This is a genomic window from Peristeroidobacter soli, assembly GCF_004138485.1.
GTDB classification, from domain to species: domain Bacteria; phylum Pseudomonadota; class Gammaproteobacteria; order Steroidobacterales; family Steroidobacteraceae; genus Steroidobacter; species Steroidobacter soli.
In genome coordinates this window covers 395,777-412,750 of record NZ_RYEV01000003.1, presented here as the reverse complement: position 1 = coordinate 412,750, position 16,974 = coordinate 395,777, and the positions used below count along the sequence as shown (strand labels likewise).

17 protein-coding genes are annotated in these 16,974 nt (G+C 62.2%); 10 read left to right on the top strand and 7 right to left on the bottom strand.

Translation table 11 applies throughout. The features are described from left to right. Positions 1-253: 253 nt before the first annotated feature. Positions 254-925: an ABC transporter ATP-binding protein gene (locus EKO19_RS10615; protein ID WP_129776394.1), complete on the bottom strand. Its 672-nt coding sequence runs from the start codon at positions 923-925 to the stop codon at positions 254-256. Beyond that, the gene (locus EKO19_RS10610) at positions 922-2,064 is read right to left on the bottom strand and encodes an efflux RND transporter periplasmic adaptor subunit (RefSeq protein ID WP_129776393.1); all 1,143 of its coding nucleotides are present in this window, start codon (positions 2,062-2,064) and stop codon (positions 922-924) included. Before EKO19_RS10610 ends, EKO19_RS10615 begins: the two co-directional genes overlap by 4 nt. Positions 2,065-2,288: 224 nt before the next feature. Here EKO19_RS10610 and EKO19_RS10605 point away from each other — a divergent pair, with 224 nt between their 5' ends. From EKO19_RS10605 to EKO19_RS10585, 5 genes are read left to right on the top strand one after another with little or no spacing between them, the layout of a single operon-like run. Continuing rightward, positions 2,289-3,533 (top strand): efflux RND transporter periplasmic adaptor subunit, encoded by a 1,245-nt coding sequence (locus EKO19_RS10605; protein WP_157995210.1) that lies wholly within the window; start codon positions 2,289-2,291, stop codon positions 3,531-3,533. A gap of 4 nt (positions 3,534-3,537) precedes the next feature. Then, the gene (locus tag EKO19_RS10600; protein ID WP_129776391.1) at positions 3,538-4,230 is read left to right on the top strand and encodes an ABC transporter ATP-binding protein; all 693 of its coding nucleotides are present in this window, start codon (positions 3,538-3,540) and stop codon (positions 4,228-4,230) included. Positions 4,231-4,234: 4 nt separating this feature from the next. After that, positions 4,235-5,392, top strand: coding sequence for an ABC transporter permease (locus tag EKO19_RS10595; protein ID WP_129776390.1), 1,158 nt, complete (start codon positions 4,235-4,237; stop codon positions 5,390-5,392). A gap of 19 nt (positions 5,393-5,411) precedes the next feature. Continuing rightward, on the top strand, positions 5,412-6,605 hold the full coding sequence (locus tag EKO19_RS10590; protein WP_129776389.1) for an ABC transporter permease: 1,194 nt from the start codon (positions 5,412-5,414) through the stop codon (positions 6,603-6,605). A 24-nt stretch (positions 6,606-6,629) separates the two neighbouring features. After that, positions 6,630-7,532, top strand: coding sequence for an Fpg/Nei family DNA glycosylase (locus EKO19_RS10585; protein ID WP_129776388.1), 903 nt, complete (start codon positions 6,630-6,632; stop codon positions 7,530-7,532). A gap of 119 nt (positions 7,533-7,651) precedes the next feature. Here EKO19_RS10585 and EKO19_RS10580 read toward each other — a convergent pair whose 3' ends face one another. Further along, a complete protein-coding gene (locus tag EKO19_RS10580; protein ID WP_157995209.1) occupies positions 7,652-8,506 on the bottom strand; it encodes an alpha/beta hydrolase in 855 nt (284 codons plus the stop codon). Positions 8,507-8,550: 44 nt separating this feature from the next. After that, on the bottom strand, positions 8,551-9,180 hold the full coding sequence (locus EKO19_RS10575; RefSeq protein ID WP_129776386.1) for a hypothetical protein: 630 nt from the start codon (positions 9,178-9,180) through the stop codon (positions 8,551-8,553). A gap of 135 nt (positions 9,181-9,315) precedes the next feature. Between EKO19_RS10575 and EKO19_RS10570 the strand changes: the two genes are divergently transcribed. After that, entirely contained in the window at positions 9,316-9,693 is a 378-nt protein-coding gene (locus EKO19_RS10570; RefSeq protein ID WP_129776385.1) for a hypothetical protein, read from the top strand. Here EKO19_RS10570 and EKO19_RS10565 read toward each other — a convergent pair. The 3 genes from EKO19_RS10565 to EKO19_RS10555 form a co-directional block, all read right to left on the bottom strand. Continuing rightward, a complete protein-coding gene (locus EKO19_RS10565) occupies positions 9,678-9,929 on the bottom strand; it encodes a hypothetical protein (protein WP_129776384.1) in 252 nt (83 codons plus the stop codon). The genes EKO19_RS10570 and EKO19_RS10565 overlap by 16 nt on opposite strands. A gap of 404 nt (positions 9,930-10,333) precedes the next feature. Beyond that, a complete protein-coding gene (locus tag EKO19_RS10560) occupies positions 10,334-11,191 on the bottom strand; it encodes an alpha/beta hydrolase family protein (protein WP_217705247.1) in 858 nt (285 codons plus the stop codon). Between the two features lie 48 nt (positions 11,192-11,239). Then, positions 11,240-11,605, bottom strand: coding sequence for a hypothetical protein (locus tag EKO19_RS10555; RefSeq protein WP_129776382.1), 366 nt, complete (start codon positions 11,603-11,605; stop codon positions 11,240-11,242). Between the two features lie 353 nt (positions 11,606-11,958). On the opposite strand from EKO19_RS10555, the gene EKO19_RS10550 reads away from it, so the two are divergent. The 4 genes from EKO19_RS10550 to EKO19_RS10535 all read left to right on the top strand — a co-directional run bounded on the left by EKO19_RS10550 (position 11,959) and on the right by EKO19_RS10535 (position 16,952). Further along, on the top strand, positions 11,959-12,567 hold the full coding sequence (locus EKO19_RS10550; RefSeq protein ID WP_129776381.1) for a superoxide dismutase: 609 nt from the start codon (positions 11,959-11,961) through the stop codon (positions 12,565-12,567). 482 nt (positions 12,568-13,049) lie between these two features. Continuing rightward, positions 13,050-14,261: an imelysin family protein gene (locus EKO19_RS10545; protein ID WP_129776380.1), complete on the top strand. Its 1,212-nt coding sequence runs from the start codon at positions 13,050-13,052 to the stop codon at positions 14,259-14,261. Positions 14,262-14,379: 118 nt separating this feature from the next. Continuing rightward, complete coding sequence (locus tag EKO19_RS10540) at positions 14,380-15,801, top strand: di-heme oxidoreductase family protein (RefSeq protein ID WP_129776379.1); 1,422 nt, start codon at positions 14,380-14,382, stop codon at positions 15,799-15,801. Beyond that, on the top strand, positions 15,798-16,952 hold the full coding sequence (locus EKO19_RS10535) for a DUF1513 domain-containing protein (RefSeq protein ID WP_129776378.1): 1,155 nt from the start codon (positions 15,798-15,800) through the stop codon (positions 16,950-16,952). The genes EKO19_RS10540 and EKO19_RS10535 overlap by 4 nt, the downstream gene beginning before the upstream one ends. Positions 16,953-16,974 lie beyond the last annotated feature (22 nt).

Below are 16,974 nucleotides of genomic sequence, written 5' to 3'. Positions count from 1 at the left end.
CCGAAACGCCGCCACCCGCAGGTGTAGCAAGGAAGAAAAACCATCCGGCTCTTCGACGCCGAAAAGCCAGTCGTACGCGTCGGCGTCGCCCGAGGTGACCTCTCTTCTCCCGGCAGATTCGAAATACAGGGACGTGTTTTCGTATCAGCGCACATCAGGGACGTGCGCCTCGGAGCGCAATGCGCGACGGGCGAGCGCGGTGCCGGGAGGAGAGAGGTCACCTCGGGCGGTGCGAACCACCGACGCTTCTTAATCACGGCGCATCCTCCACCACCCTCCCATCTCTCATCCTGATATGTCGCCGAGCCCGCTGAGCCACCTCGGCGTCATGCGTAACCACCAGCAACGTGATTCCTTTCGCGTTCAATCCCTCAATCGCGGCCAGCACCTCGGCCCCGGAAACATGATCCAGATTCCCGGTCGGCTCATCGGCGAGCAACACCGCCGGTTGCATCACCATCGCCCGCGCAATGGCAACTCGTTGCCGCTGCCCGCCCGACAACTCATTCGGCCGATGCTTCGACCGACTCTCCAAACTCAAACTCGCCAGCAGCTGCTGCACCCGCGGACGGCGCTCTTCCGGCGCCACGCCGGCGATCACCAACGGCAATTCAACATTCTCGAACGCCGTCAGCCTCGGGATCAGATGAAACGATTGAAAGATGAATCCGATCTTGCCTGCCCTGGTATGAGCCAGTTCCTCATCGTCCAGCGACGTGGTCTCCCGCCCATCCAATAAATAAGTGCCCGCGGTCGGCCGGTCCAGCAGCCCAAGCACATTCAACAGCGTGGACTTCCCCGACCCCGACGGCCCCATGATGGAAACATATTCGCCGGTCTCGATATGCACATTGACATCGTCGAGCGCACGCACCTGCTGATCGCCCATCTGGAAATGACGGCAGATGTTGCGCAGATCGATCATGGCCTGGCGGCCTGCTTCGCCCGCGCGCCGTCGACGACACCTTCGCGATCGACCGTCGTCACCACCAGCTCGCCTTCCGACAGCCCGCCAGTGACCTCAACGTATTCCCAATTTCGCAGCCCCGTCTGCACCTCCTTGACGTGAACGCGCCCATCCGCCGCGTCATAGACATACACACGCTTGCCGTCGATCAGCGCTCGCGTGGGAATTCGCAGCGTGTCCAACCGCTCCTGCAGAATCACTTCCACGTCGGCGCTATACCCCGGCAGCAGGGTCACCGCTTGGATATCTTGCAGCTCGGCCTCGATTTCCACCGTGCGCGCCTGCTTCTCCACATCCAGCACATAAGGCGCCACTCGCCGCACGCGAGCAGCAAACGTTCGATCCCGGAACGCATCGAGCGACACTCGCGCCGGCATGCCCTCACGAATGCGCGGCGCGTCGACTTCATCGATGGGCGCCGTTACATAGATACAACTGGTGTCAACCACATCGACGGCCGGCGGGGTCGGAATGCCGACGGGGGACGGCGTGACAAACTCACCCAACTCGCCATTGATCTCAGCCACGATGCCCGCGAACGGGGCTCGTAACAGCGTACGTTCCATCGACGCCTTCGCCTGTTCGACGCGCGCCTCGGCCACTTTGATATTTTGAGTGGTCGCGCGACACGCCGCGGCCCGGCTATCGGCGTCGCCTTTGGCTTTATCGGCCGTGTCGATAGCAATCAGATTCTGTGTCAGCAACTTCGAGAGGCGATCCGACTCGCGCTGAGCGACGGTAGCGGCGACACAAGCCTCTTCGGCGCGAGCATGCGCGGCCACGGCATCACGTTCGGCCAGGCTGAGCGAGGCGCGAATGTCATCGTTCCATAGTTCGAGCAGCACTTGTCCGGGCTGCACGCGATCGCCTTTCTTCACCGGCAATCTGGCGATCTGCCCACCCGAGGGCGGCGCGAGCCGGGCGCGTTGACAGGCCTTGATGGTGCCGGCTCGTGTATTGGTCACTGTTTCAGCGACCGGCCCGCGGCTCACCGTTGCCGTTTCCACCGCGATGGGATCGGGACGAGTGATCAGCACGCCGATCGCGAGCGCCACCAGCACGACTCCACCCGCTATATATAAGGTGCGGCGTTTCATGGGGTGGCGGTGTCCTGCCCGGCGGGTAGCGCAAATGTCGAAGTCACCGAGGGATTATCGGCCCAACTCACCGGTGTTGCGCGGCTTTTCACCGACGCGCCTTACCTCCGCCGGGCTTGCGGGATTAGAATCCGTGCGCCCCGGCCACTGGCCAGGCGCTTTCTATATCAATGACCGCGCCGTCGTTCGCTACGCACGCGGTTGCTAAAGGACTGAAGGCTTCCATGTCATTCGACCAGAACGCACTCGACAGCCTCCGCATCGAACGCAGCCCGGAACCCACTCGTAACAGCCGCCAGGGTGGCGCCTATAAATGGTTCATCGTCGCTGTACTGGTTCTAGCCGCAGTGGCCGCAGCGTGGGCCTTCCTCCGCGACAACGCCGTCGAAGTGGAAACAGTCACCGCCGTCGCCTCTGCGAGCGGCAGCAGTGCTGGCGGCTCGGTGCTGAATGCCTCGGGCTATGTCGTGGCGCGTCGGCAGGCCACCGTGTCGGCGAAAGTCACAGGCAAGGTTCGCGAGGTGCTGATCGAGGAAGGCATGGAGGTCAAGGAAGGCCAGTTGCTCGCGCGATTGGATGATACGACCACGCGCCCGCAGCTCGATCTCGCCGAACGCCAACTCGACGCCGCGACCAAGAATCTGCAGGAAGTCGAAGTGCGCCTGGTCGAAGCTGAACGTAACTTGCGACGCACGCGACAGCTGCGCGCCGACAAGCTGGTCAGCGAGCAGGCCCTCGATGCGGCGGAAGCCGAGTTCTCGGCGTTCCAGGCGCGCCTGGAAGCCTTGAAGAGCGAAGTGAAGGTTGCTCAGAGCAGCGTGCGCGTTCGCAATCAGGATCTGGACGATTTGCTGGTGCGCGCGCCGTTCGACGGCGTGGTGGTCTCGAAGGACGCGCAGCCCGGTGAAATGATTTCACCGATTTCCGCCGGCGGCGGTTTCACGCGCACCGGAATCGCGACAGTCGTTGACATGGATTCGCGAGAGATTGAGGTCGATGTGAACGAGGCCTTCATCAATCGGGTCAAGGCCGGACAAAAAGCCGAAGCGGTGCTGGACGCGTATCCGGATTGGACCATCCCCTGTCACGTCATCAACATCGTGCCGACCGCCGATCGCCAGAAAGCGACCGTGCGCGTGCGCATCGGATTCGATCATCTGGACCCGCGCATCCTGACGGACATGGGCATAAAGGTGAGCTTCCTCGACAACCGTTCCGCCGAACCGGCAGAGGGGGCAGCCTCTCACCCAGCGGTGCGGGTGCCGACGGAAGCCATTATGAAAGAAGGGGATACGACATTCGTCTGGCGCGTGCGCGACAAGTCGGTGGAACGGGTCGCGGTCCGGATCGGTGGCGAACGCAGCGGACAGACCGAGGTATTGTCGGGAATCGCCTCCGGCGACGTCCTTGTAGCGAAACCGGTCGACGGCCTCGCCGAGGGCGCCCCGGTCAAAAAGAAAGGGGAGTGACCTCATGGCCGATGAATCACTGGTTCGACTGCGCGGCGTAGCGAAGGATTACAAGCGGGGCGCCGAGACCGTGCATGTGTTGCACGCCCTCGACCTGGACATTCCCAAGGGCGATTTCCTGGCGCTGATGGGCCCGTCGGGCTCCGGCAAGTCCACGTTGCTGAATCTGATCGGCGGCATCGACCGGCCGACCGCGGGCAGCATCGAGATCGCCGGGATCCGCACGGATGCCATGAGCGATGGCGATCTGGGCCGCTGGCGCGCCAATCACGTCGGCTTCGTGTTCCAGATGTATAACTTGTTGCCGGTGCTGACGGCGGAACGGAACGTCGAGCTGCCGTTGTTGCTCACCAAGCTGCCGGCGGCGGAACGGCGTAAACGCGCCAACGCGGCGCTGGGCCTGGTCGGTTTGAGCGAACGCGCTCAGCACAAGCCGCGCGAGCTGTCGGGCGGTCAGGAACAGCGCGTCGGCATCGCGCGCGCCATCGTTTCCGATCCCACGCTCCTGTTGTGCGACGAGCCCACCGGCGACCTCGACCGCAAGTCGGGCGATGAAATCCTGGATCTGTTGCAAGCTCTGAATCAGCAACAGGGCAAGACCATCATCATGGTGACGCACGATCCGCACGCGGCGGCGCGCGCCAAACATGTCCTGCATTTGAACAAGGGTCAGCTGGGCCGCGAAGCGGCGGCGTGACGTCATGCTCAAATACCTCCCGCTGCTTTGGGCCAACCTGGGACGCAAGCGTTTGCGCACCAGTCTCACGCTGGCCTCCATCATCGTCGCGTTCCTGCTGTTCGGCCTGATGCAGACGCTGCGTGTCGCGATGACCGGCAGCCCCGAGCTCGCCGGCATCGACCGTTTGATTACGATGCACAAGACGTCCTTCGTGCAATCGCTGCCGCTCGCCTATCTGAATCGGGTGAAAGGGGTCGACGGTATCGTGGTCGCGACGTCGCAGGACTGGTTCGGCGGCATCTACCAGGAAGACAAGAATCAGATCGCGGCCTTCGCGGTCGAGGCGCCGACGTTCTTCGAGGTGTACAGCGAATACCAGCTGACGCCGGAAGAGAAACAGACGTTTCTGCAGGATCGCACCGGCGTGATCGTCGGCCCGTTGCTGGCCGAACGCTTCAAATGGAAAGTGGGCGACACCATTCCCCTGCGTTCCAATATCTGGACTCGCAAGGACGACGGCGGCAACGTCTGGCCGATGAAGATCGCCGGCATCTACCAGGCCAGCAACGGCGACAACCAGAGCATGTATTTCCATTACGATTATCTCAACGAATCACGCCGCGAGATCCGCGACATGATCGGTTGGGTGGTCGTGAAAGTGAAAGATCCGGACCGCTCGGCCGACATCGCGCGCGCCATCGACGATCTGTTCCGCAATTCCTCCACCGAGACCAAGACCTCGACGGAGAAGGCCTTCATCCAGGGTTTCGCCAATCAGATGGGCAACATCGGCAAGCTACTCACCTTCGTGGCGGCCGCCGTGTTCTTCACGATGCTGCTGGTCACCGCCAACACCATGGGCCAGTCGATCCGTGAGCGCTTCAACGAGATCGGCGTGATGAAGACCTTGGGCTTCTCGGGCGCCGGCGTGACGTTTCTGATCATCGCCGAAGCGATCCTGGTCACGGGCTTGGGTGGGCTGATCGGGCTGGGTCTGGCGGCGCTGGCGAGCAAAGGAATCGGCGCGGCGGTCGCGCAGTTCTTCCCGGTGCTCGGCATGCCGAGCGCGACGTGGGGCATCGGCGTCGTATTGATCCTGCTGCTCGGGGGTCTGGCCGCGGCCATCCCGTGCGCCCAGGCATCGCGACTGAAGATCGTCGACGCCTTGCGTAAGAGCTGAGCCAGGAAGGAATCCGGACATGTCCAACAATTCTCTGACTCAGATCGGCGCGATCACCAGCATGAACGTGCGCAATATGTCTCAGCGCGCGGCTTCGTCCATCGTGGCGCTCATCGGCATCGCCGGCGTCGTCACCGTACTCATCGGCGTGCTGTCGATCGCTGAAGGCTTCCGCGCGGTGCTGGAAATCTCCGGCTCCGATCAAGTCGCCATCGTGCTGCGTAATGGCGCCACCGACGAGATGGGCAGCGGCCTGACGCAGGAACAGACACGCATCATCGCCGACTCCAAACAGGCGCTGCGCGACGAGCAGGGCCCGGTCGTTTCTCCCGAGCTGTACGTCGTGGTCGACGTGCCGCTGAAGAGCACGGGCACGGCGGCGAATGTTCCTTTGCGCGGCGTGGGGCCGCAGGCAATGAAGCTGCGTAGCCACTTCAAGATGGTCGAAGGCACGAACTTCACGCCCGGCAAGTTTGAAGTGGTGGTCGGCAAAGGCGCGAGCATGCAGTTCTCCGGCCTCACGGTCGGCAGTCAGCTGCGCCTGGGCAATGCCAACTGGACGATCACGGGCATCTTCGAGGATCGGGGCAGTGTGGCCGAGTCGGAGATCTGGACCGATGCGACCGTGCTGCAAGGCGCGTACAACCGCGGCACGTCGTATCAATCGATGCGTGTGAAACTCACTAGCGCCAGCGCCATGCAGGCGTTCAAGGATGAGCTGTCGACCGATCCTCGCTTGAACATTCGCGTGTTCAGCGAGAAGGCTTATTACGCGGAGCAGTCGAAGATTCTGGTGACGCTGGTGAGCACGATCGGCAGCGCGATCGCCATCCTCATGGGCCTGGGCGCGATCTTCGCGGCACTCAACACGATGTACTCGGCGGTTTCGTCGCGCACTCGTGAGATTGCAACGTTGCGCGCGTTGGGCTTCGGCTCGGCGCCGGTGATTACGTCGGTGCTTGCGGAAGCGCTGTTGATCGGCCTGGTCGGCGGCGTGGTGGGGATGGTCGTGTCGTACGTCGCATTCAACGGCGTGCGTGCATCGACGATGAATTTCGCGACCTTCAGTCAGCTGACGTTCGCGTTCACTGTGACACCGGCGCTGCTGGTTCAAGGCCTGATCTACGCGCTGATCCTCGGCTTCATCGGCGGGCTGCTGCCCAGCCTGCGCGCGGCGAAGCTGCCGATCACGACCGGCTTGCGCGAACTCTGATGCCGGCCCGGCCGTTAGGCATGTATGCCCGAACTGCCTGACGTCGCCGTCTATATTGAATCGCTCCAGACCCGCATCGTCGGGCACCGGCTGGAGCGGATTCTGCTGAAGAATCCATTCCTGCTTCGTACCGCCGAGCCCTCCCCTCAATGCTGCGAAGGCCACGTCGTTACGCGGCTTCGCCGGCTCGGCAAGCGCATCGCCATCGGCTTCGACAACGATGTGTGGCTGGTGATTCATCTCATGATCGCGGGCCGGCTGCATTGGTATGAAACCGGCCATCGCGGCAAGATCCGCGCCCCTCTGCTTCAACTCGACTTCGACAACGGCGTACTGACTTTGACTGAAGCAGGGACAAAACGCCGCGCGTCGCTGCATGTGGTCGCGGGCGAGTCGCAACTCGAAGAGCACGACCGCGGCGGGCTCGAGGTTCTCGGGGTAGCGCCCGCTGCGTTTCGTGAGCGCATGAGCGAACGGAATCACACGCTCAAGCGGGCGCTCACGGACCCGACCATTCTCAGCGGCATCGGTAACGCATATTCGGATGAGATCCTGCATCGCGCCCGGCTTTCGCCCATGCTTCAGACCAAGCACCTCGACGAGGATGAATGGAGTCGGTTATATGACGCCGTTCAAGCAGTGCTGAATGAGTGGATCGAGCGACTGCGCGGGGAGGCTGCGCACGGGTTTCCAGAGAAGGTCACCGCGTTTCGGAAGGAAATGGCCGTGCATGGGAAATACGGCGAGCCGTGCCCTGTGTGTGGCACAGCGGTTCAGCGCATTCGGTACGCGGAGAATGAGACAAACTATTGCCCGCGTTGCCAGACCGGCGGGAAGCTGCTCGCCGATCGGGCGCTGTCGAGATTGTTGAAGGATGATTGGCCGCGCACCATCGACGCGCTGGAGAACGCCAAGCGGCGAACTTGACGATATGACGGTATGGCCGCGCGCACACGCAAACCTGACGCGCGCGAAGCGCCGCGTCGATGCGCCTAGCGACCGTCGCACATGTGTAGTCAACGCTACGACCGGCGCGCCACCCGTGGCTACTTCGTCTGTGCCTTCAAAGTCCGCTGGATGAATCCGCGCACGACAATCATCGCGCCCTGCGCCACGGTGCCGTGGTCCAGCCCGGCCATTTCGTAGAACTCCACGTTCTTGTGACCCAGATTGCGCAAGGTCACCGCCATCAACTCGTTCTCTTCCACGCGTGACTTGAACTCGATGTCCCGGCCGCCGACGATCATGCAGATCGGCGGGAACTCATTTGCTGTGTGATACAGCGGCGCGTATTCATCGATGAGCGGGCGCAACGGCGGGCCGGTGTCGCCGCGCTGTTGTTTGACGGTGAAATGCGTGGTCATCTGGCCGCTGACCGCGATGACGCCAGCTAATGATTTGTTCGATAGCTCATACGCATCGAGCCATTTCGGATCCATCGCAAGCATCGTCGCCAGATACGCACCGGCGGAATGCCCGGCCACAAACACCTTGGCCGGATCACCGCCGTAACGCCCGATGTTCTTGAGTGTCCATGCGACGGCGGCGGCGGCGTCTTCGATATAGGCGGGCGGCTGCACCTTCGGCGCCAGCCGATAACTCGCCGCGACCAACGCGATGCCCTGATCCTTCAAGTTGGGAAAGTAACGACTGCCACCCGTCAAACCGCCGCCATGAAACCACACGACGGTCGCGAAACCCTTCGCCCCCTTCGGATAATAAACATCGAGCTTGCCTTGCTCTTTCTGATATTGGTCGGCCCGCGACAACGCCGCGGCGTCGTAGTAGGCGATGTTGTTCTCAGTGCCGTACTCCAGCCTGGCGGCGGAACCGTCGGCCAGCGACACCGAGCCCGACAACAGACACCACACCCCAATCAACCGGGCGGCGCGAAGAATCATCGGCTCTCCTCTCGTGGCGGTCGCATGTTTGAAGCAAGCAGCACTCATTTTGCCTTTCCGCTCCCTTTCGGCTCGATCGACTGCAGCGTCTGCTCATCGAACAACGGCTCGTCCTGACCAATTCTGACGAACAGCAGCTTTCGCGCGCTCGGGTTCGTTGAGACTTCGAAGTACTGCATGCCGTCCGGCTGATCGCCCCATTCACCACACGGCGGCTCCGGCACTTCGTTCGGATCGGCCTTCGAAGTCAATTCCTTCTCATAGTCCGCATTCGGGACAAACGTGAAGCGCTGCTTGCCCGCGGGCGCGGCTGCGTGCCTGCGGAACTCCGCCAGGGTGCAACGATTGCGCACTTCCGCGGACGTGTGCTCGTAGAAGAATCGCTTCAACGTGGCCTGCGGCGCTTCACCCGGCAGCTGATCGATGACGTCGATCAGATTGTCCGGGCCGGCACTGTCCGAGTACTGAATCGCGAACGAAGATCCGTGGAACAGCGGCGTAATCTTCCGAAATCCAAAGTCACACCGCTGCGCCCACAGCGCGAGCGCCAGCTTCGAATCCGACATCTTCTCCCACTGACATCCCTTCACCGGCGCGCGCGACGGCGGAGCTGTTTGCGCGCTCGCGTGGACCGCGGCAAACGACAGCACTGCAACCAACAGCATTTGTTTCATATGTTTTTCCGCGCGTCAGCCCGCGCAAACGGTACCAAAAAAGATTGAAAATCGCGCTGCGATTTCCAACTGTTTCTATATACAGCCATAGCATCCCAGGCTAGGCTCAACGCTGATTCCGTCGAGGTAGATGACATGGCTGAGCAAACGCCCTTTCTGGCAACTTCCAACTCCGGCCTTCCACCCGGCGGGGTTCCACCCTCGCAACCGCCTCCGCGCACGCTGGAGGAAACCATTGAGGCCGTGCACACCCAGCTCATGGAAGGTCGAGCCATGCTTCATTGCTTGTCCGAGCTGCTCCTTTACTCCGATGACGTCGACTGCGTCATGCACGCGGAAATTGCGCAGGCCGTCGCGCAATGGATCGCAGACTCCGCGGAGCAGTTGGATCTAATGAAGCTGCAACCATTGATCGACGAACTCAAACGGTTCAACGACGAATCGCGGGACGATTTCGCCACCTATCTGCCCTATCAGGTGAGAGAACCCACGGTCGATTACCGCGTCGCCTGACGCAAACAATCCGCCGTGACTGCAAAAGAATGGCCGGAATAGTGGGACTCGTCGCCGTCATCGACTTGCGAGCCAAATCCAATCCAGACATAGCCGAACTCATCGACCGACGTAATCGTCGCTGGCTTCCCCACGAAGGAAAGAATTTCGTTCTGCTCGTCGCTCGGCAAATCCTTCAGCAACCCATCCGGTGCATCGACGAACACTACGGTGTCACCCACTTTCAGGTCGCACATCGCGGGGCTTCCTTCGTTACGTTCACTCGACCGCGCCGTGTAACCACTCCGTGACCTTCAGGTTTTCTCCTAGCCCCAACCCGCCGACTCAGTTGACATTTCGATGACAACTCCCGCCCTCGCACTACCTCGTCGCATGATTGCGCTCCCATTGCACACCGCGAGTGCATCCACGCCAATTTCCTTGCGTGCAGCCCCTTATTTTTAGCCATTCTCGGCCCGCGAAGAGTTGGCACGCCTCCTGCATTTATGAAACCGTGCGTCTCAGGACGCGAGTTTCTTCGGTTTCAACGTGCTTACGACGATGGTCAATTATCCCCCTGAGCCATCTCGGATGCCGGCGTGCGCGATGTGATGAACCTCGCGCACGCTATTTTTTTCTCCACCTCTTCGACGCTTCAGACTCAACGCACGCTCAGCCATTGAGGCACGAGCGGCCAGAGCGTTTGTTCGAACTGTGGACGGAAGAAGCCGAAGTGACCGATGTGGCGGGCGCCGACGTCGCGAGGCGTGATGCGGCGGTATTCGACCGGAGCGTTCGCATACAAGCCGTGCAATGACTTGATGCCCCGGGCCGACATCAACTCATCATCGGTGAACGAAAGAGCAAGCATCGGTGTGCGCACCGACGCGTAATCGGCGCGCACTTCGTCGCCTTCAGCGCCGACGACGTATTCACGATTCAGACACCAGCGACGCCACTGCTGCATCACTCCGAACGGCAGATCGCCGACTTTGCGCAAGCGTTTGCCGGGAAAATAACCGGCAGTGCGTAATGCGAGCGGCACCAGGAAGAACCACAGCCACCACACGACGGACCGGGTGCGCCAGGTGTTCTCCAGCCAGTACCCCGTGCCGGTGGCGACCGTGATGACTCGATCGATACGGTCGCGATTCGGGATGAGTCCGATCAACTGCCCGCCGAGGCTGTGACCGATCCAGTGCAGAGGCACGTCGGGCCTCGCGGCCTTCACCCTGTCGATCACGATGGCGCAATCCTGTCGCGCCCAATCGAAAATGTTCACCGGATAGCCACGCAACGAACGAGGCGCGGAGAAACCGATGCCGCGATAGTCGAATGTCGTGACGTGATAGCCCTGCTGTGCGAGCCATTGCGCGAATTGAGTGTAGAACTTCTGCGCCACGCCCATCGCGGACGGAATGATCACCGCCGCCCGGGGCGAGTCGGTCGCACAAAAGACCCGAAGCACCAGCGACGTGCCGTCGGGCAAGGTGATGCGATCTTGAGCGGGATCGGGCACTCGACTCTCCATGCTCGAGGAGTTCGCGACCTTGCGGGATTTCGAGCGTTAGAAGTCGGCGAATTTGGCGTCCAGGATTTCAGCTTCAGCCGCGCAGCCAATCTCGCGGACCGAGTTCGGCCCCGGAAAGAACTGCTCGCGAAGATCCTTGCCGCCGGCGGCGCGCCAGCGCACGGTGGTGGCGATGGTCTTGAATGTATGTGAATTGACCAGCCACAGCCGCGTGTTCTGCGCATCGCAGCTGCCTTCGAGCTTGAGCGTGACGAAAGTGCTCGGCGCGGCTTCTTCAGCCGCGGGCGGCGCCTGCTGGGGCGCTTGAGCTTGAGGCGCTTGAGCGCCTTGAGCCGCAATTGTCGCTACAGTCGCCACGACGCCAAAGGCGCAGATGGCCGCGATCTGTGTCGCTTTGCCCATGTCTTGTCCTCCCAGGTGCTCGGGGTGACCGCTCCCTGCGGACACGCTCCCCTGCTCCTTCGTGTTGAACCTCAAGGTCCGAGTCGGCCCGAGACTTCTGAATCGGTCTCGTGGACTGCGCATCGGAACCCGCGGAATATAGACGCTCTTGCAGCGCCGCGCATGTCCACTGCTTCTCAACCGACCGATCCCGACACCGGCAGGTGGCCAAGGGTGTGCCGGGACAGGTATTCTGTCGGGCCCCGTCGTCATCGAACGGTAACGAAGGACCCCGGAACAGGCCGGGAACTTCGCGGTCCGCGATACGTTGGCCCCTTATCCCCCACTGTTTTTAGCGCTAGCTGGAGCCCGCCATGGCGTTCGAATTGATGCCCCTGCCGTTTCCCAAAGATTCTCTCGGTCCGACGATTTCGGCGCGCACGCTGGATCATCATCATGGCAAGCACCATGCGACCTACGTGACCAAGCTGAATGAGTTCATCGCCGGCACGCCGCTGGAGAAGCAGGACCTCGAGTCCATCATCAAGGCCACCGCCAACAAGACCGGCACCGAGCGCAAGATCTTCAACAACGCCGCGCAGGTCTGGAATCACGACTTCTTCTGGAATTCGCTCGCGCCGAACGGCGGCAGCGCTCCGCCGGAGCCGATCAAGAAGCGTTTGGAAGCCTCGTTCGGCTCGTTCGAGAATTTCCGCGACAAGTTCGTCGAAGCGGCCGTCGGCCAGTTCGGCAGCGGCTGGGCCTGGCTGGTCGCGAAGGACGGCAAGCTCGAAATCACCACGACCCACGACGCCGACAACCCGCTGATCGCCAGCGGCCACGCGCTGTGGACCTGCGACGTTTGGGAGCACGCCTACTACCTCGACCACCAGCAGAACCGCGCCGGCTTCGTGAAGGCCGTGGTGGAGCAGATCGCCAACTGGCAGTTCGTCGGCAAGCGTCTGGCCGAAATCGAGCGTTGATCGAGCATCGGATCGAGCCGGGGACAGAGGTTGAATCTGTCCCCTTTTCGCACTCTTTGTAGGCACTTACCGCGCTCCCTCACGAGCGCTTTCAGTATAAGTGCCGGTTTCTACAATCGTTGATCGCTCGCACCATGCTGCCTTGCGTGTCCCTCGATCCATGGGACGGACGCATCGAACATGCAGCACCAGCACGACACTCGGACCGAAGCCGCCCTGTACTGGGCGGCCGTCAGCCTCATCGTTTGCGAGGGGCTCTCCATCGAAAAAGCCGCGGACCGGCTCGGAGTCGATGGCGAGGAGCTGACCCACATCCTCCACCGCCGCCAGAGCCTGCGACCTCCGTTGCCCTCGCCCGCCCCGCCGCGCAGGCCCCACTAGTTCAAACTCATTCTTAATTGCGAGCCATTCTCGATTGCGAATAAAATCGGGCGTCTCCCGCCCGTGGCGGGCCGCATTACTACTTCAAAGCGACCCCAACAATGCCCGCATCTGTCTTCAAGTCCGCCGCCGCGGCGACCCTGTGCCTGGCGCTGGCGGCCGGCTGCGCTCGCATCGAGCCCAAGGATCCTCGCCAGCCTGTGTTGGAGAATTACGCGCAGATCGTGCTGGCGACCTACGAGGACACGATCACCACCGCCCGCGCGCTGGATCAAGCCGTGGACGCTTTGCTCGCCAACCCCAGCGAGGAGACGCTGAACACCGCGCGCGAACGCTGGCGTGCCGCGCGCATTCCGTATGCCTATAGCGAGGCCTTCCGCTTCTACGCCGGCCCCATCGACAGCGAGCATGGCCCGGAAGGACAGCTCAACGGCTGGCCGCTGGATGAGAACCACATCGACGCCGTGGCCCTGGACAAGTACAACGCCGCGCCCGGCCTGAACATCGTCGGTGACGCGAAGACTTTTCCGGAGATCACCCCCGAGCTGATCGCCGAACAGAACGAGCTGGGCGGCGAGAAGAACATCGCCAGCGGCTATCACGCGGTCGAGTTCCTGCTGTGGGGTCAGGACTGGAACAATCCGCCCGACTCGGCCGGCCAGCGTCCGTACACCGATTTCGTCCCCAAGAGCGACGATCCGGCCGACGTGAACGCGCGTCGTGGCAAGTACCTGAAGGCGGCGACGACGCTGATCATCAGCGATCTCGAAGCGGTGGCCGCGCAGTGGCGCGAGTCGAAGGAACCGAACTATCGAACCACGTTCGTCAACGGCGACGTGTACACCGGCTTGAAGCACATGTTCACGGGCGCCGCGGCGCTGTCGGAGGTGGAGATGGCCGGCGAGCGCATGAATGTGCCGCTGCTGTCGTCTGACCAGGAGGAGGAACAGTCCTGCTTCAGCGACATGACCGCCGACGAGCTGCGCGCCAATGCCCAGGGCATCGAGAATGTTTATTTCGGCCGCTATACGCGGCTCGATGGCACAACCCTCAGCGGCCCAAGCCTCGCCGATCTGGTGAAAGCGAAGGACGCACGCGCGGCTGAAGAAATCGAAGCTCGCCTCGCACGCACTCGTGAAACCGTGGGTGCGGTGAAGAATCCGTTCGATCGCGAAATCCTGGCGGACAACGTCGAGGGTCGCGCTCGCATGCAGGCTGCGATCGACTCGTTGCGCGCGCAGGCGCTGTCGATCTCGCGCGGTGCCCGATCGATCGAAGTCTTCCTGTCCGATCTGCAGGGGCTGGGAGACTGACTATGGACTCGGGATCGGGCATCCTGCCACGACCCTCGTGCGAGCAGCAAAAGGCGCGACTTTTGCCGCTCGCTCGCCGCCCATGGCGGCGGGGCACATCCATGTACCCTGGACTTCAATGATCCGTATTCACCCAGAGCCAGCCCACGTCGCCAAGCTCATCAGCCTCGCGGCGGTGTGGAGCGCAATGTCATTGCTCGGCGCCTGCTCAAAAGGCAGGTCGACCGAGGAGCTGTTACAACCCAACTCCGGGGGCGCCATGACCGTGAGCGAGAGCTCGCGTCACTCGTTCTCGCGCCCATCCAACAATCTCACCGTCGCTCAGCGCGGTGAGTTCTTCATCGGCAACGCGTTCTTCAACAGCCCGTGGGTGGTTGCTCCCGCGAGCGCCGGCGCCCGCGACGGATTGGGCCCGCTGTTCAACGCGCGCAGCTGCGATCAATGCCACAACAACGATGGTCGCGGTCAACCGCCGTCGAAGGAAGACGAGCAGCCGGTGTCGATGGTGATTCAGTTCGCGACGCCGACGCCCGGCGCCAACAACGAACCGCAGGCCGATCCCAACTACGGTGTGAACTTCAATCCGTTCGGGATTGGCGGCGTGCCCGCGGAAGGAAAACTTCGCATTCGTCATCGCGAGATCGCGGGCACCTACGGTGACGGCACGCCGTACACCTTGCTCGCACCGGAATATTCCTTCGAAGAACTGGCCTACGGCGAGCTCGCTGCCGATACGAAGTTGTCGCCACGGGTCGCGCCGGCCGTGTTCGGCTCCGGTTTGCTCGAAGCGATTCCCGAAGCGCAGATCATGGAACGCAGCGATCCCGACGACGCCGACAAAGATGGCATCTCGGGCCGACCCAATCATGTGTGGGACCCGCTCGTGGGCCGCGCCGTGCTCGGACGCTTTGGTTGGAAGTTGAATCAGCCCGACATCGCGCATCAAACCGCCGCGGCGTTCTCTAGCGAGATCGGTATGACGACCTCGCTTCGTCCGGCGCAAATCTGCACCTCCGTGCAAACGGCGTGTCTGGCGGCACCGAGCGGCGGCGAGCCCGAGATCAGCGACGAGATCTTCGCGCACATGGTCACGTACCAGCGCATGCTCGCGGTGCCGATGCGGCGGAATCTCGAAACGCCCGAAGTGAAACGCGGCGCGAAACTGTTCCTCGAGACCGGCTGCGAGTCCTGCCATCGCGCGACGTTCAAGACCGGCGTCGTCACGGATCAGCCATGGCTCAGCGATCAAACCATCCATCCGTTCACGGACCTGCTGTTGCATGACATGGGCGAAGGGCTGGCCGACGGTCGCGCCGATTTCGCCGCGAGCGGCAGCGAATGGCGCACGCAGCCGCTGTGGGGAATCGGTCTGCAAAAGACGGTGAATGGTCACACGCGCCTGCTCCACGACGGCCGCGCGCGCGATGTGAGTGAAGCGATTCTGTGGCACGGTGGCGAAGGCGAGCGGGCCAAGGAAGCATTCCGCAATCTGTCCCAGCAGGATCGCGAGGCTTTGTTGAGGTTCATCGACTCTTTATGAACACCTCCAACTCCAGCGCGTCGAAATGGTCGCGTCGTCAGGTTCTGCTGGCGACGGCGTCGTTGAGTGCGGTCGCGGCTGGCGGCCTGCTGTTCTCGTCGAAGAGCAAGGCACACACAGGCACGCTGCTCTCGGCGTATGAAGACGCGCGCGGCGATCAATACGTCGGCGGCTTGTCACTACAGGACGAACGAGTCTTCGGCGCACGCGTGCCGATGCGAGCGCATGGTTGCGCCGTTCATCCCACCGACCCCAATCGCGTTTTGTTTTTTGCGCGCCGGCCGGGCACGCAAGCGTTTGAGCTGGATCGCGCGACGATGCAGGCACGCACCGTGTTCACCACTGAGTCGGGGCGTCATCTCGCGGGCCACGGCACCTATTCGGCCGACGGCAGTTTGATCCTCACGCCCGAACATGATTACGAACGCGCGCGTGGCGTGGTCGTCGTGCGCGACGCTCGTAACTTCGCCGTCGTTGGTGAGATCGACACGAACGGTATCGACCCGCACGAAGTCGCCTGGATGCCGGACCCCAGCTCATTGCTGGTCGCGAACGGCGGCATCATGACGCACCCACGCACTTTCCGTCGCAAGCTGAACATTCCGACGATGGATCCGTCGCTGTGTGTGATCGATGCGGCCAGCGGCCAACGCAAGGAACAGTGGCGCCTGCCGGATCATCTGCTGAGCATTCGACACGTATCGATGACCAGCACCGGCATCACCGCGGTGGGCTTGCAATACGAGGGCGATGACAAGAACGAAGCGCCCGGCATCGTTGCCTTGTATCGTCCGGCCCAAGCCGACCAGCACGCACGTTTCAGCTTGCTGACCGCGCCCGCTGCGGAGCTGCCAAAATTCCAGGGCTACGTCGCCAGCGTCGCGATCAGCGAAGCGCACGACCTGATCGCTGCGGCATGTCCGTACGGCAATGGCGTCGCATGCTGGTCGATCAGCGACGAGCGCTATCTCGGCTTCATCGCCGCTGCGGAAACCTATGGTCTGTCGCGAGTTGCCGACGGCTCCATCCTGGCTTCACAGCGCGATGGCACGGCGTACGGCCTGGATGAAAGTCGACTGCGTTCACAGTTTCTGAAAATCGCCAGCTCGCAACCGATTCGTTGGGACGATCACTGGGTCGCGACGGTGTGATCACACGGGCATACTAATTGGA

Excerpts from the sequence above, each read along its gene's own strand:
- EKO19_RS10590 (WP_129776389.1), top strand. The coding sequence starts at position 5,412 with ATGTCCAACAATTCTCTGACTCAGATCGGCGCGATCACCAGCATGAAC.
- EKO19_RS10565 (WP_129776384.1), bottom strand. The coding sequence starts at position 9,929 with ATGTGCGACCTGAAAGTGGGTGACACCGTAGTGTTCGTCGATGCACCG.
- EKO19_RS10575 (WP_129776386.1), bottom strand. The coding sequence starts at position 9,180 with ATGAAACAAATGCTGTTGGTTGCAGTGCTGTCGTTTGCCGCGGTCCAC.
- EKO19_RS10545 (WP_129776380.1), top strand. The coding sequence starts at position 13,050 with ATGCCCGCATCTGTCTTCAAGTCCGCCGCCGCGGCGACCCTGTGCCTG.
- EKO19_RS10540 (WP_129776379.1), top strand. The coding sequence starts at position 14,380 with ATGATCCGTATTCACCCAGAGCCAGCCCACGTCGCCAAGCTCATCAGC.
- EKO19_RS10605 (WP_157995210.1), top strand. The coding sequence starts at position 2,289 with ATGTCATTCGACCAGAACGCACTCGACAGCCTCCGCATCGAACGCAGC.
- EKO19_RS10595 (WP_129776390.1), top strand. The coding sequence starts at position 4,235 with ATGCTCAAATACCTCCCGCTGCTTTGGGCCAACCTGGGACGCAAGCGT.
- EKO19_RS10600 (WP_129776391.1), top strand. The coding sequence starts at position 3,538 with ATGGCCGATGAATCACTGGTTCGACTGCGCGGCGTAGCGAAGGATTAC.
- EKO19_RS10615 (WP_129776394.1), bottom strand. The coding sequence starts at position 925 with ATGATCGATCTGCGCAACATCTGCCGTCATTTCCAGATGGGCGATCAG.
- EKO19_RS10535 (WP_129776378.1), top strand. The coding sequence starts at position 15,798 with ATGAACACCTCCAACTCCAGCGCGTCGAAATGGTCGCGTCGTCAGGTT.
- EKO19_RS10580 (WP_157995209.1), bottom strand. The coding sequence starts at position 8,506 with ATGATTCTTCGCGCCGCCCGGTTGATTGGGGTGTGGTGTCTGTTGTCG.
- EKO19_RS10610 (WP_129776393.1), bottom strand. The coding sequence starts at position 2,064 with ATGAAACGCCGCACCTTATATATAGCGGGTGGAGTCGTGCTGGTGGCG.
- EKO19_RS10555 (WP_129776382.1), bottom strand. The coding sequence starts at position 11,605 with ATGGGCAAAGCGACACAGATCGCGGCCATCTGCGCCTTTGGCGTCGTG.
- EKO19_RS10585 (WP_129776388.1), top strand. The coding sequence starts at position 6,630 with ATGCCCGAACTGCCTGACGTCGCCGTCTATATTGAATCGCTCCAGACC.
- EKO19_RS10550 (WP_129776381.1), top strand. The coding sequence starts at position 11,959 with ATGGCGTTCGAATTGATGCCCCTGCCGTTTCCCAAAGATTCTCTCGGT.
- EKO19_RS10570 (WP_129776385.1), top strand. The coding sequence starts at position 9,316 with ATGGCTGAGCAAACGCCCTTTCTGGCAACTTCCAACTCCGGCCTTCCA.